At 71.0% G+C, this 13747-nt stretch carries 11 protein-coding genes; all 11 read left to right on the top strand.

Translation table 11 applies throughout. The features are described 5' to 3' along the window. The first annotated feature begins 83 nt into the window (after positions 1-83). The 11 genes from ABIB37_RS03930 to ABIB37_RS03880 all read left to right on the top strand — a co-directional run bounded on the left by ABIB37_RS03930 (position 84) and on the right by ABIB37_RS03880 (position 13711). Positions 84-1331 carry an MFS transporter gene (locus ABIB37_RS03930; protein ID WP_354256954.1) on the top strand — a complete coding sequence of 416 codons (1248 nt, stop codon included), beginning with the start codon at positions 84-86 and terminating at the stop codon, positions 1329-1331. A 64-nt stretch (positions 1332-1395) separates the two neighbouring features. Beyond that, on the top strand, positions 1396-2457 hold the full coding sequence (locus ABIB37_RS03925) for an isocitrate/isopropylmalate dehydrogenase family protein (RefSeq protein ID WP_354256952.1): 1062 nt from the start codon (positions 1396-1398) through the stop codon (positions 2455-2457). A gap of 134 nt (positions 2458-2591) precedes the next feature. Further along, complete coding sequence (locus ABIB37_RS03920) at positions 2592-4226, top strand: ATP-binding cassette domain-containing protein (RefSeq protein WP_354256950.1); 1635 nt, start codon at positions 2592-2594, stop codon at positions 4224-4226. Positions 4227-4239: 13 nt separating this feature from the next. Next, a complete protein-coding gene (locus ABIB37_RS03915) occupies positions 4240-6156 on the top strand; it encodes an ABC transporter permease subunit (protein ID WP_354256947.1) in 1917 nt (638 codons plus the stop codon). A 26-nt stretch (positions 6157-6182) separates the two neighbouring features. Next, on the top strand, positions 6183-6857 hold the full coding sequence (locus ABIB37_RS03910; protein WP_354256944.1) for an HAD-IA family hydrolase: 675 nt from the start codon (positions 6183-6185) through the stop codon (positions 6855-6857). 41 nt (positions 6858-6898) lie between these two features. After that, positions 6899-8428, top strand: coding sequence for an ABC transporter substrate-binding protein (locus ABIB37_RS03905; protein WP_354256941.1), 1530 nt, complete (start codon positions 6899-6901; stop codon positions 8426-8428). 103 nt (positions 8429-8531) lie between these two features. Next, the gene (locus tag ABIB37_RS03900) at positions 8532-9809 is read left to right on the top strand and encodes an NAD(P)/FAD-dependent oxidoreductase (RefSeq protein ID WP_354261524.1); all 1278 of its coding nucleotides are present in this window, start codon (positions 8532-8534) and stop codon (positions 9807-9809) included. A gap of 32 nt (positions 9810-9841) precedes the next feature. Beyond that, on the top strand, positions 9842-11329 hold the full coding sequence (locus ABIB37_RS03895; RefSeq protein ID WP_354256938.1) for an aldehyde dehydrogenase family protein: 1488 nt from the start codon (positions 9842-9844) through the stop codon (positions 11327-11329). Further along, positions 11329-12450 carry an alanine racemase gene (locus ABIB37_RS03890; RefSeq protein ID WP_354256936.1) on the top strand — a complete coding sequence of 374 codons (1122 nt, stop codon included), beginning with the start codon at positions 11329-11331 and terminating at the stop codon, positions 12448-12450. Before ABIB37_RS03895 ends, ABIB37_RS03890 begins: the two co-directional genes overlap by 1 nt. 17 nt (positions 12451-12467) lie before the next feature. Next, entirely contained in the window at positions 12468-12968 is a 501-nt protein-coding gene (locus tag ABIB37_RS03885) for a RidA family protein (RefSeq protein WP_354256933.1), read from the top strand. Next, positions 12965-13711: an SDR family NAD(P)-dependent oxidoreductase gene (locus tag ABIB37_RS03880; protein ID WP_354256931.1), complete on the top strand. Its 747-nt coding sequence runs from the start codon at positions 12965-12967 to the stop codon at positions 13709-13711. The genes ABIB37_RS03885 and ABIB37_RS03880 overlap by 4 nt, the downstream gene beginning before the upstream one ends. The last annotated feature ends 36 nt before the right edge of the window (positions 13712-13747 follow it).

Genomic DNA, 13747 nt, shown 5'->3' with positions numbered 1-13747 from the left:
ACGAACACGTCCGCGTGCACTGCCTGCACGGCACTTCTGCATCCGCCCTTGCGTTATTGCGCATCTACGCAAAGAATGAAGCCATGTTCCTCGCTCTCCGCCACCGCGTGTTCCGCCGCCTCTTCGCAGCGCACGTCGTCGCGCTCCTCGGCACCGGCCTCTCGACGATCGCGATCGGCTTCCTGGTCTTCGACACGACCGGCGGTGGCGCGGCCGGCGTCCTCGGCACGCTGCTCGGGATCAAGATGCTCACGTTCCTGCTGCTCGGACCCCTCGCGCCCCTCGTCGCGCGACGCGTCGGCACGAAGCGGCTGCTCGTGCTCACCGACCTCGCCCGCGTCGGCGTGGCGCTCGCGCTGCCGTTCGTGGGCGACGTGGTCACCGCCTACCTGCTGATCTTCGTGCTGCAGTCGGCGTCGGCGCTGTTCACCCCCACGTTCCAGGCCACGATCCCCGCCGTCGTGAGCGACGAGCGCCAGTACACCGGCGCGCTCGCCCTCAGCAGGCTGGCCTACGACATCGAAGCGCTCGTCTCTCCGTCGATCGCGAGCGTCGTGGTGGTGGTGGCGTCGTCGTCGGCGCTCTTCTTCGGCACCGGCGTTGGGTTCCTGGCGTCGGCCCTGCTCATCCTCTCGGCGGCGTTGCCGAAGGCGTCGGCGCCCGTGCGCGGCGTGCGCAGCGTGCGACGCGAGATCGCGCACGGCACCCGGCTCATGCTGCGCGTCCCGAGGTTGCGCGCCGTGCTGACGCTGCACCTCGCGCTCGCCTCGGTCGGCGCGATCGCGATGGTGCTCACGCTGCCGCTGGTGCTCGGCGAGCTCGATGGCGACGAGGTCCAGGCGGCCGCGCTGCTCGCCGTGTACGGCGTCGGCTCCATCACCTCCGCCGTCCTGATGCCAACCATGATCGCCCGCCTCGGCGTGCGTCCGTACATGATGGCGGGCCTGGCGCTCATGGTCGTGTCGATGGCCTTCGTGTGGCCCGTGCTCGCGCTCGCCTCGGGGCAGGACGCGCTGCCGTGGCTCTGGGCGATCTGGTTCCTCGCGGGCGTCGGCTTCTCCGCCGTGCTCGCCCCGATGGGGCGGGTGCTGCGCGACGCCGTCCCGGACGACGACCTGCCCGACGTCTTCGCCGCGCAGTTCTCGCTCTCGCACGGCTGGTGGCTCATCAGCTACCCGGCCGCCGGTTGGGGGGCGACGCTCATCGGCTTCGGTCCGACCTCGCTGCTCCTCGCGGCGTTCGCCGCGCTCGCGCTCGGCGTCGCCGCGCACGCGTGGCGCACGCCGTCGCTGGGCGAGATGCACCCGGAGCTCTCCGCCTCGCACCAGTGACTGCGAGCGAGCGGTTGTGTAGATTGTTGACAGTCTGCATCAGCAGCTCGACGAGGAGGACGACATGAACGCCCACGTGATCACGGTGCTGGCTGGGGACGGGATCGGCCTGGAGGTCATGCCTGTCGCGATGGAGGTGCTCGAGGCCGCGGTCGAGGGGCACGACGTGCGCCTCGAATGGCGTGAGCAGCCGTGGGGGAGCGACTACTACCGCGAGCACGGCCGCATGATGCCGACGGATGCGATCGCCACGATGGCCGCGACCGACGCGATCTTCCTCGGCGCGGTCGGCCATCCTGACGTGTCCGACGTCGAGACGCTCTGGGGGATGCTCATCCCGATCCGCCGCGAGTTCGACCAGTACGTCAACCTGCGCCCGGTGCGCTCGTTCTCCGGCGTGCGCTCCTCGCTCGCCGGCGACCCCGAGATCGACGTCGTGATCGTGCGCGAGAACGTCGAGGGGGAGTACTCCGCCGTCGGCGGCCGCAGCTACCAGGGCACGCCGTTCGAGGCCGCGCACCAGCAGTCGATCTTCACGCGGCACGGCATCGAGCGCATCACGCGGTTCGCCGTCGAGGTCGCGCAGGCGCGCTCCGGGCGACTTGTCTCGGCCACGAAGTCGAACGGCATCATCCACACCATGCCCTTCTGGGACGAGGTCGTGGCCGAGGTCGTCGCGCAGGCCGACGGCATCCAGCTCGAGTCGGTGCTCATCGACGCGCTCGCCGCGCGCGCCGTGCGGTCGCCGCAGAGCATCGACGTGATCGTCGCCTCGAACCTGTTCGGCGACATCCTGTCCGACCTCGTCGCGGGCGCGGTCGGCTCGATCGGCATCGCGCCGAGCGCCAACCTCAACCCCGAGCGCGAGCACCCCTCGATGTTCGAGCCGGTGCACGGCTCGGCGCCCGACATCGCGGGACGCGGCATTGCGAACCCGATCGGGCAGATCTGGGCCGGCGCGATGATGCTGCGCCACCTCGGGCACGACGCGATCGCCACCGGTCTCGAGGAGGCCTTCAGCGCCGTGCTCGAGCGCGGCGAGGTCACGCCTGACCTGGGCGGCTCGCTCTCCACCGTCGAGGTGGGCGCCGCCGTCATCGCAGAGCTGCGCCGGCGCCGCGCGTGACGGCCATGTTTCGGACCGGTAACGAGATGATTGGATTGTTGACAATCTGCCGCTAGGAGGTCTAGCGTCACCCGTAGGCCAGCAACGGAGCAGGCACCGATTCTCTGGACGGGGTGAGCATGCACAGTCTCGAAGTGACAGATCTGCGGATCTCGATCGGCGGCCGCACGATCGTGAACGGGACCTCGTTCTCGGTGCGCGTCGGCCAGCGCGTCTGCCTGCTGGGCGAGTCGGGCTCCGGCAAGTCGCTCACGGCGAGCGCCGTGCTCGGCCGCCTCCCCTCCAACGCGGTGACCTCGGGCAGCATCAAGGTCAACGGCGTCGAGGTGCTCGGCGTGCCGGCCTCGAAGCGCCCCGAGGAGGCGCGCGTCGCGATGGTCTTCCAGGACTCCGCGGTCGCGCTCAACCCGCTCGTGCGCATCCGCGAGCAGATCATCGAGCCGCTCCGCCGCCACCGCGGGCTCTCCCGCGAGGACGCGCTGCAGGCGGCCGTCGAGCTCGCAGAGTCGGTCGGCCTGCCCGACCCCGAGACGATCATCGACCGCTTCTCGGCAGAGCTCTCGGGCGGGCAGCGCCAGCGCATCTGCATCGCCCTCGCCCTCGCGTGCAACACGCGGCTCATGGTGGCGGACGAGCCGACCACCGCCCTCGACGTCGTGACGCAGAAGCGCGTGCTCGACGTGCTGAAGAAGTACACCGCCGGGCAGCACACGCCGGCGCTCCTCTTCATCACGCACGACTTCGCGGTCGCCTCCGAGCTGTGCAGCGACTCCGTCGTCATGAAGGACGGCGATGTCGTCGAGGCGGGCCAGGTGCACTCGATCTTCGCCGCCCCCAAGAACCCCTACACGCGCGAGCTCATCCGCGCCGCCCGCGCCGCGACCGTCGACCCGTACGTCGAGCGGTTCCGCCAAGAGCTCGCAGACCTCCGCGCCGAGGACGCCGCGCCGGCGCCGACCCGCGCGATGTTCTATGACATCGGCGAGGTCAGTCGGGCCTACGCCATGCCCCGCAAGGGCCTGTTCGGCAAGCGCGAGATGAAGACGGCGCTGCACCCGACCACCCTCACCATCGCGGCGGGCGAGCGCGTCGGCATCGTCGGCGTCTCCGGCTCCGGCAAGACGACGCTCCTCCGTCTCATGCTCGCGCTCGACACCACCGACACCGGTGCGGTCACGTGCGAGGGCAAGGAGGTCTTCCCGGCCGAGGTGCGCAAGCTCAAGTGGTACCGCCGCAAGGTGCAGTACGTGCCCCAGGACCCTGCGAGCACCCTCGACCCGCTCATGACCGTCGCCAAGCTCGTGCGCGAGCCGCTCGTGCGCCTCGGCGTCGACGGCGACCACGACGAGATGGTGCGCGAGGCGCTCGACTCCGTCGGCCTCGACGAGACGTTCATGCACCGCCGCGCGAACGAGCTCTCGGGCGGGCAGGCGCAGCGCCTCGCCATCGCCCGGGCGATCGCGACGCGCCCCGACTTCCTGCTCGCCGACGAGCCCGTCAGCGGCCTCGACCTGCCGATGCGCGAGGCGATCGTCGCGCTGCTGCGCAAGGTCTCCGAGGAGCGGGGCACCGGCATCGTCGTCGTCTCGCACGACCTCTCGATGGTGGCGAGCCTCTGCGAGCGGACCGTGGTGATGCACGGCGGCGAGATCGTCGAGGACCGCTCGACGCGCCAGGTGCTCACGGATCCGAGGCACGAGCGCACCAAGGAGCTGCTCGACGCCATCCCCACGCTCCACGTCATGCCCGCTGACCTGCAGATCGCCTAAGGAAGGCACGCGAATGGCACTCTCGACCCAGGCCGTGCCCGCCCTGCGGGGCGCGCAGCGCCGGACCGTGCTCTCGAGCGGCTCGAAGGCCGCGCTGATCTCGACGCTGTCCCGCATCGGCACGATCATCGCCGTCATCTTCCTGCTCGGCATCCTCCCGCTGCTCTCCGGCCGCGACATCGCCGCATCGGTCTTCCGCACCCGCTACGCCGAGGGCGAGATGACGCCGGAGGCCCTGGAGTCCATCCGAAGCGAGCTCGGACTCGAGGCGGGCCCCCTCGGCGCCTTCTTCGCGTGGGTCGGCAACGCGGTGCAGGGCGACTTCGGCGTCTCCTGGACGTCCAAGGAGCCGGTCATGCCGGTGATGCTCGAAGCGCTCGGCAACTCGCTCACCCTGATGCTCGCGGCGCTGGTCGTCGGCGTCGTCCTCGCTGCGCTGCTCACCATCCGGACCTTCCGACGCGGCCTGGCCGGCCGCTCCGACCGCACGGGCGGCGGTCTCGCGGCAGCCTTCACCGCGCTGCCGGAGTTCCTGCTCGCCTCGGTGCTGCTCGTCGTCTTCGCCGTCTGGCTCGGGTGGTTCCCGCCCTTCGGATGGCGCGGCATCAACTACATCGTGCTCCCCGCGCTGTCGATGGGCCTGCCGGCTGGCGGCTTCCTCGGGCGCCTGCTCTCCGACGCGCTCGCGAGCACCTTCAGCGAGCGCTGGGTCGCGACCTGGCAGGTCGCCGGGTTCTCGAAGGCGCGCATCATCCTGGCTGTGATCCGTCGCACGCTCCCCGGCGTCACCGCCCCGATGTCGCTCATCCTCGTCGGCATCACCGCCGGCGCGGTCGTCATCGAGCAGGTGTACGCGATCCCCGGCATCGGCCGGGCGACGCTCGCCGCAGCGCAGTCGCAGGACCTGCCGATGCTGCAGGGCGGCGTCATCCTGCTCATGCTCCTCGCCGTCGCGCTCGGCATCGGTGCCACGCTCGTGCGTCGGCTGCTGCTGGGCCCAGCGCTCCGCTCCAACTCCCTGCCGGCCGCCGTGCCCAAGACACCCAGCTCGAAGTGGGCCCTCCTGCTGCCGGCAGCCATGCTCGCGCTCCTGCTCGTCGTCATCCTCGCCGGGCTCCCGCGGGACCCGTTCGCGCTGGACTTCACGCGGCTGCAGCCGCCGAGCTGGGAGCTCCCGCTCGGTGCGGACGCCAGCGGCCGCGACGTGCTCGCCCGCATCTCCCACGGCGCGCTCTCGACCATCGGCGTCGGCGCGGTGGTGGCGGCGGTCTGCCTCGTGCTCGGCCTGCTCATCGGCCTCTTCCCCAACCTCGGTGCCGGGCCGATCGAGGTCACCAACGCAGCGCCGCCGATCCTCGCCGGCCTCATCGTCGCCGCCGTCCTGGGGCCGTCGTCGTTCGGTGCCGCCATCGCCGTCACGCTCGTGAGCTGGGCGCCGCTCGCAGCGCACACGGCGGCGCTCGTCGCCGAGGTGAAGGCGCAGCCGCACGTGAAGATCGCGCCGGTGCTCGGCGTCGGCCCGGTGCGGATGCTGCTGCGCTACGTGCTGCCGAGCGTGGTCGGCCCCGTCTTCCGCCACGCGTGCCTGCGCCTGCCCGGCATCGCGCTCGCGCTCGCCGCCCTCGGCTTCCTCGGCCTCGGTCCGCAGCCGCCGGCGTCCGACTGGGGCCTCGTGCTCGCGGAGGGCCTGCCCTACGTTGAGCGCGCACCGCTCGTCGTGCTCGTGCCCGCCGGCGCGCTGATGCTGCTCTCGATCTTCGCCGTCTCGCTCTCGAGCCTCAGCATCGATCTCCGCGGTGGCAAGGCGAAGGTGAGCCGCCGCAGGAAGCCGCTGCGCAACATCACCGACCAGCGCACGGGCCTCATCCCGACGGCCCTGCCGACGCACAGCACCCCACCCACCACCGACGTCACGTCGGTCACGCGATAGTCCCGCACCACCACCGAAAGGCGCACATGTCCATCGAACTCCCTCGTCCGAAGTACATCTCGTTCGACGTCATCGGCACGCTCATCTACTTCGAGATGCGCAAGACCGTCGAGCCGATCGTGAAGGACCGCCTGGCGGCAGACCAGCTCGAGCCCTTCTTCGCCGACTTCAGCTTCATCCGCTACGACGAGATCCTCGAGTACCGCCCCTACGACGAGGTGCTCGAGCGCTCCTTCCGCCGCATCTGCGAGCGCTACGGCATCGAGGCGCGCGATGAGGATGTCGCCGCGATCCAGCGCGACGTGCTCGCGTGGGGCGCCCACCCCGACGTGCCGGAGCCGCTCGCGAAGATGGCAGAGCACTTCCCGCTCGTCGCGCTGTCGAACGCCGACGACCGGCACCTCAACACCTTCATCCCCCGCCTCGGCGCCCCGTTCCACGCGGTCATCACCGCGGAGCAGACCGGCGCCTACAAGCCGCGCGTGCAGGCCTTCGACCACATGCTCAAGCAGCTCGACGCGACGCCCGACGAGTTCCTGCACATCTCGTCGCACCAGCTCTACGACCACATCCCCATGGCCAAGCTCGGCTTCACCAACAAGGTGTTCCTCGACCGTGGCTACGACCCCGACCTCCCCGCCTACGGCGCGGTGCGCATGACCTCGCTCGACGAGGTCAACCGCGCCCTCGGCATCGCGTAACCCGGCACGACCTCCGCATGGCAATGAAAAGGACCACCAACATGAGCAAGACACTGAGGCGCAGGGTCGCGACTGCCGCCGCCCTCACGGCGTCGGCGGGACTCCTCCTGGCCGGCTGCGCCGGCGGCGGTGCGGACCCGGCCAGCAGCGGCGGCACCGGCGGGGAGGGCAGCGACCAGCGCATCCGGCTGGCGATGCTGCAGCCGCCCCAGACCGCGCTCAGCCCGTTCAGCGACGACGCCACGAAGCTCAGCCGCTGGAGCACCGCGGAGTCGCTCGTGCGGCTCAACGAGGAGCTCGAGATCGAGCCGCTGCTCGCCACCGAGTGGGAGCAGACCGATGACCTGACGTGGGTGTTCACGATCCGGGAGGGCGTCACCTTCCACGACGGCGCCGCGCTCGACGCGGCCGCGGTCGAGAACAGCCTCGATCAGGCTGCCGCAGCCGACCCGCTGCCCCGCGTGCTCCGGGGCGTCGTGATCGACGCTGCCGCGACGGGCGACTTCGAGGTGACCATCACGACCGACGTCCCCGACCCGCTGCTCGTCAACCGGCTCGCGAGCGCGCAGCTCTCGATCCTCTCCGACGCGGCGTACGGCGACGACGGCAGCGTCACTCCGGTCGGCACCGGAACCGGGCCGTTCGAGCTCACCGAACTCAGCGGGACGACCACCGCGACGCTCGACCGCTACGAGGACTACTGGGGCGAGACGGCGCAGGCCGCCGGCATCGACGTGTCCTTCGTGCCCGACGGTGCAGCCCGCGCGGCAGCGCTCCGCTCCGGCGAGGCCGACGTCGCCGAGACGATCCCCGTCTCGCAGGCCAGCCTGCTCGACGAGACGACGGCGTTCGAGGTGCAGCAGTCGCGCACCACCTATCTCGCGCTCAACACCGAGAGCGGACCGTTCACCGACCCCGCCCTCCGGGCTGCGGCTTACGCCGCGATCGACCCGCAGGTCATCGTCGACACCGTCTACGAGGGTCGCGCCGACGTCGCCGAGGGTCTCATCGGCCCGGCGATCCCCTGGGCAGCGGACCTCCGCGGCGACGTCGAGCCGACCGCCGAGCCCGCCGACGTCGAGGGCGTGGAGATCGTCCTCGCCGCCTACACCGACCGGGCCGAGCTGCCCGAGATCGCGGTGCGGCTCGAGGAGCAGCTCGAGGCTGCCGGCTTCGTGGTGACGCAGGACGTGCGCGAGTACATCAACATGGAGGAGGAGCTGCTCTCCGGTGGCTTCGACTCCGCGATCATCTCCCGCAACGTGCTGCTCGACACGGGAGACCCGCTCTCGTTCGAGGCCGCGGACTTCACCTGCGAGGGCGGCTTCAACATCACCCGGCTCTGCGACCCCACCGTCGACCAGCTGGTCGCGGACGGCCAGCCGCTGCCGGTCGGTGACGACCGCCAGCAGGCGACGATGGACATCGAGGCCGCGATCATGCAGCTCGGGGCCGCAGTGCCGATCGCGCACGACCGCGTCGTCCAGGGCGAGGCCGGCACGTGGGTCGACATCGCGCGCGACCCGCTCGAGCGTCGCCTCATCACCGAGTTCACGCGACCCGCCGAGTAGCCAGCATGACCGGGCGGGGCGCACCGCGCCCCGCCCGGTCCCCAGCGCCGCACTCGAGCGCCGCACCCACGCACCAAGAGAAACGACGGAGACCCCCGTGAAGATGCACTCCTACTGGCTCGACACCTCGACGCCGAGCGCTGACTACAGCAGCACCCCGATCCCCAAGGAGGTGGACGTCGCGGTCGTCGGCGGCGGCTTCACAGGGCTCTCGACGGCATACCACGCGGCGAAGGCGGGCAAGTCCGTCGCGCTGCTCGAGGCGAACACCGTCAACTGGGGCGCGTCGGGCCGCAACGGCGGCATGGCCACCACCGGCCTCGCCATCGGCTTCCGCAGCGCGTTCAAGCGCTACGGCGAGCGGCGCGCCGTCGGGTACTTCCAGGAGTACAACAAGGCGATCGACCTGATCGAGAACCTCGTGAAGGACCACGACCTCGACGTCGACTACGAGCGCTCGGGCAAGATGACGCTGGCCTGGAAGGCCTCGCACTTCGAGGGCATGCGGCACACCGCCGCGGACCTCGAGCGGCTCGTCGGTCAGCCCGTCGAGCTCGTCGACCGCGCCAACATCCGCAGCGAGATCGGCTCCGACGTCTACCACGGCGCGCTCGTCGACCCGCTCGGCGCGGGCATGCACGTGGGCAAGTTCGGCCACGCGCTCGCCGGCCTGGCCGTCGACGCCGGCGCCACGATCCACGAGCGGGCGGAGGTCGTCGACGTCGAGCGGATCGGCGACACGACCATCCACGACCTCAAGACCTCGCGCGGCACCGTGCGCGCCGGCAACGTCGTGCTCGGCACGAGCGGCTACACGGGCAAGCCCTTCGGCTGGCAGCAGCGCCGCGTTATCCCCGTCGGCAGCTTCATCGTGGTCACCGAGCCGCTGCCCCAGGCGGTCGTCGACGAGCTGCTGCCCAACCGCCGCATGGCGTCCGACAGCAAGAACTTCATCTACTACTTCCGGATCACGCCCGACAACCGTCTGCTCTTCGGCGGCCGCGCGCGCTTCGCGCTCTCCGACCCGTCGCAGGACCGCAAGAGCGGCGAGATCCTGCAGAAGGCGATGCACCACATCTTCCCGCAGACGCGCGACGCGCGGATCGACTACATGTGGGGCGGCCTCGTCGACATCTCGATGGACCAGATGGTGCACGCGGGCGAGCACAAGGGCATCCACTACTCCCTGAACTACTCGGGCCACGGCGTGCAGATGGCGAACTACATGGGCAAGGTCATGGTCGACGTCATCTCGGGCAATCCCGAGGCCAACATCTGGCGCGACCTCAAGAACCCCTGGATCCCCGGGTACTTCGGAGAGCCGTGGCTGCACCTCCGCGCAGGAGGCGCCTACTACGGCCTGCAGGACAAGTTCAGCTGAGCTGAGAGGAAGCGTCGAGGAGGATGCGAACGATGGGTGCAGGCAACGTCGATGAGGCGATCAGCGTGATGGACAGGGGTGCGGGGCTCGATGCGCTGGCGATCCCGGGCGGGGGGTATGTCGACGGCGAGTGGATCACGGACGACCTATCGCTGGCCGTCACCGATCCCGAGGACGACGCGCTCATCGCTCGCGTGCACGTCGGCGACACCGCGACGATGGAGCGCGCGATCGCCGGCGTGCAGCGCAGCCTCCGCGACGATGCCTGGGAGCTGTGGGAGCGGCGCGAGGCGCTCGAGCGCGCCGCGGCCCTCATCCGGCAGGAGTCGACGCGGCTCGCGCGCATCATCTCGGCCGAGAGCAGCAAGACCATCACCGAGGCGACGCGAGAGGCGGCGCGCACGGCGGAGACCATCCGCCTCTCGGCGGCCTCCGGCCACCTGCTCGAGGGCGAGACGCTCGCGCTCGCCGACACCCCGCGCGGCGCCGGGCGCTTCGGGTGGAACCGCAGGGCGCCGCTCGGCGTGATCGCGGCCATCACGCCCTTCAACGACCCGATGAACCTCGTCGCGCACAAGGTGGGGCCGGCGCTCATCGCCGGCAACGCCGTGGTGCTGAAGCCGGCGAAGACGACGCCGCTGTCGGCGCTCGCGCTGCTCGACATCCTGCTGCGCGCGGGCGTGCCGAAGGGCCGGATGGCCGTGCTCGTCTCGGAGCGCGACGCGGGCACCGCGCTCGTCAGCGACCCGCGCGTGGCCGCCGTCTCGTTCACCGGCGGGCCGGTCACGGGCGACGCGCTCGTGCGGGCGGCCGGCGCGCGCAAGATCCTCATGGAGCTCGGCGGCAACAACGCGGTCGTGGTGTGCGAGGACGGCGACGTCGCCGCCGCCGCGGCGGGCATCGTCGACGGCGCCTTCGGCGTCGCCGGCCAGAACTGCCTCTCGGTGCAGCGCGTGTACGTGCACGAGAGCCGCTACCGCGAGCTCGTCGACCTCGTGGTCGACGGCACCTCGAAGCTCGTCGTCGGGTCGAAGCGCGACAGCGCGACCGACGTCGGCCCGCTCATCTCGGAGCGCGAGGCACGTCGCATCGAGGGCTGGGTCGACGAGGCGGTCGCCGAGGGGGCGACGCTCGCGATCGGCGGCGGGCGCCGCGGCGCCTTCTACGACCCGACGGTGCTGCTCGACGTCGCCGATGACGCGAAGGTGCTGCGCGACGAGGTGTTCGGCCCGGTCGTCTCGATCGTCGCATACCGCGACCTCGACGACGCGCTCGCCCGCGTCGACGACACCGACTTCGGGCTGCAGGCCGGCATCTTCACCGCGTCGATGGCGACCGCGATGCACGCCGCGGAGCGGCTGCATGTCGGCAGCGTGCTCGTGAACGAGACGAGCGACTTCCGCATCGACTCGATGCCCTTCGGCGGCTCGAAGCGCTCGGGCGTCGGCCGCGAGGGCGTCGCGAGCGCCGTGCTCGAGATGAGCGAGCCGAAGAACGTCATCGTGAGCCTGCTGGGCTGATGGGAGAGGTCGAGGACATGCCGAGCTTCCAGCACCTCGTGACGGCGCTCGGCGACCAGGTGAGCACACCGGCGCCGGTCGTGCTCATCGACGTCGTCGAGGAGAACATCCACCGGATGCAGGCCTTCGCCGTCGCGCACGGCAAGGTCCTGCGGCCGCATGTCAAGACGCACAAGAGTGTCGAGATCGGCAGGCTGCAGCTCGCGGCGGGTGCCATCGGGCTCACCGCAGGCAATCTCAGCGAGGCGGAGGTCTTCGCCGACGCCGGTTGCGACGACATCTTCATCGCCTACCCGCTCTGGGCCACCGGTGCCAAGGCGGATCGTCTCCTGCGCCTCGCGCAGGAGACGTCGCTCAGCGTCGGCGTCGAGAGCATCGCGGCGATCGACCGGTTGGCAGACGCCATGGGGAATCTCGCCGGCCTCCTCGGCGTCGTCGTCGAGATCGACTGCGGCGCGACGCGGTCCGGCGTGCTGCCCGAGCGCGCCGGTGCGCTGGCGGCGCACGCGCGCGACCGCGGACTCCGACCGCTCGGCGTCTTCACCTACCCCGGCCACGGCGGCACGATCGGGGCGAGAGCGGCGGCTGCGGAGGACCAGGCGGGGGCTCTTCGGCGGGCGGTCGGATCGCTCGCGGAGCACGGGATCGAGGCGCGCGTGGTGAGCGCGGGATCGACGCCCACCGTCGAGTTCAGCACCGATCCGGTCATCACCGAGCTGCGTCCCGGGGAGTACGTGTTCAACGACTACGACAACGCTCGGCTGGGCGACTGCTCGCCCGACCAGATCGGGCTCTTCGTCGCCACCACGGTGGTGAGCGACCAGGGACATCCCCACGTCGTCATCGATGCCGGCACGAAGGCGCTCGCTCGCGAGGGCAACCCCGATCGAGGCTACGGCCAGGTGCCCGACTATGACGGCTACCTGTCGAAGCTCAACGAGTATCACGGCTTCGTGCAGCTCCCCGAGCGCGGCGCCCGCCCCGCGGTGGGAGATCGGATCGCCGTCGTGCCGCATCACGTGTGCCCGGTCGTGAACAGCTTCGAGGAGCTGATCATCTCGAACCGCTTGGGCGAGCTGCTCGGCCGCTGGGCGGTCGACGCGCAAGGACAGCTGAACTGATCATGGAGGCACGAACGATGAACGACCAGACGGGCGTCCACACGCTCGAGGACACCGACACCAACCCCGCCGCGGCTCTCGAGGCGCTCGGCCTCGTACTCCCCGTCGTGAAGGACGACCCCAAGTACATCAACTGGCGAAGCTCGCGAGACGGCAGCGTCTACGTCTCGGGGCAGCTGCCGTACCGCGACGGCGTGCTGCCGCTCGCGGGCGTCGTCGGCGACACGGTCGCGGTCGAGGATGCCCGAGCGCTCATGGCGCAGGCGACGCTCAACGCGCTGGCGGTCGCCGCGGATGCGCTCGGAGGGGTCGAGCGCGTCCGCATCGTGCAGATGCTCGTCTTCGTGTCGAGCGCACCCGGCTTCGCCGAGCAGTCACGCGTCGCGGATGCAGGCAGCGAGCTGCTCGTGCAGGTGCTCGGCGAGCACGGCCGGCACGCGCGCACCGCGATCGGTGTCGCGGCGCTGCCCCGCAACAGCGCCGTCGAGGTGCAGATGGTCTGCGAGGCGCGCGGGTGAGCGCGGCCGACGCGACGCCCGCGAACGTGCTCATCACCGGCGCCTCGAGCGGCATCGGTGAGGCGGTGGCGGAGCGGTTCCGCGCCGGCGGTTCCCGCGTGTACCTCACGGGCCGGCGGTCGCAGGCACCTGCGACGATGCGCGACGGCGAGCGGTACCTCTCCGGCGACCTGGGTGACGAGGCCTTCGTCGAGCGGCTCGTCGCCGAAGCTGTCGCTGAGCTCGGTCCGCTCGACACGGTGGTCGCGTGCCACGGCATGCAGGGCGACGGCGCGCTCACCGAGATGACGCTCGACCGCGCGTCCCAACTGCTCGACGCGAACGTGCTGAGCGTGTTCGCGGTGCTCAAGCACGCGGTGCCCGCGATGCGCGATGGCGGCGGACAGATCGTGCTCGTGAGCTCCCGGCTCGGCATCGTCGGCATCCCCGGTCAGGTCCTCTACACCGCGGCGAAGGGCGGGCTCATCATGCTTGGCAAGGGCGCGGCGATCGAGCTCGCGGCGCGGAACATCCGCGTCAACGTCGCCGCTCCTGGGCTGACGGAGACGCCGGCCATCGAGGCCTCGTTCCAGCGCAGGGACGACCCGGAGGCGTACCGCGCGCAGCGCGCCGCCACCATCCCCATGCGCCGGCTCGCGCGGCCGGAGGAGGTCGCCGACGCCATCTATTTCCTCGGCTCGCCCGCATCCTCGTACATCACCGGCGCCGTCCTGCCGATCGACGGCGGCTACACCGCCGCGTAGGCCGCACCGCGACGAGCAGCCGCGCGGCGATCCGCC

This window comes from Agrococcus sp. UYP10 (genome assembly GCF_040547205.1).
GTDB classification, from domain to species: domain Bacteria; phylum Actinomycetota; class Actinomycetes; order Actinomycetales; family Microbacteriaceae; genus Agrococcus; species Agrococcus jenensis.
This window is presented reverse-complemented; position numbering and strand designations above follow the sequence as displayed.

Coding starts and splice junctions, on each gene's coding strand:
- ABIB37_RS03885 (WP_354256933.1), top strand. CDS start 12,468: ATGAACGACCAGACGGGCGTCCACACGCTCGAGGACACCGACACCAAC.
- ABIB37_RS03900 (WP_354261524.1), top strand. CDS start 8,532: ATGCACTCCTACTGGCTCGACACCTCGACGCCGAGCGCTGACTACAGC.
- ABIB37_RS03925 (WP_354256952.1), top strand. CDS start 1,396: ATGAACGCCCACGTGATCACGGTGCTGGCTGGGGACGGGATCGGCCTG.
- ABIB37_RS03890 (WP_354256936.1), top strand. CDS start 11,329: ATGGGAGAGGTCGAGGACATGCCGAGCTTCCAGCACCTCGTGACGGCG.
- ABIB37_RS03895 (WP_354256938.1), top strand. CDS start 9,842: ATGGGTGCAGGCAACGTCGATGAGGCGATCAGCGTGATGGACAGGGGT.
- ABIB37_RS03915 (WP_354256947.1), top strand. CDS start 4,240: ATGGCACTCTCGACCCAGGCCGTGCCCGCCCTGCGGGGCGCGCAGCGC.
- ABIB37_RS03930 (WP_354256954.1), top strand. CDS start 84: ATGTTCCTCGCTCTCCGCCACCGCGTGTTCCGCCGCCTCTTCGCAGCG.
- ABIB37_RS03905 (WP_354256941.1), top strand. CDS start 6,899: ATGAGCAAGACACTGAGGCGCAGGGTCGCGACTGCCGCCGCCCTCACG.
- ABIB37_RS03910 (WP_354256944.1), top strand. CDS start 6,183: ATGTCCATCGAACTCCCTCGTCCGAAGTACATCTCGTTCGACGTCATC.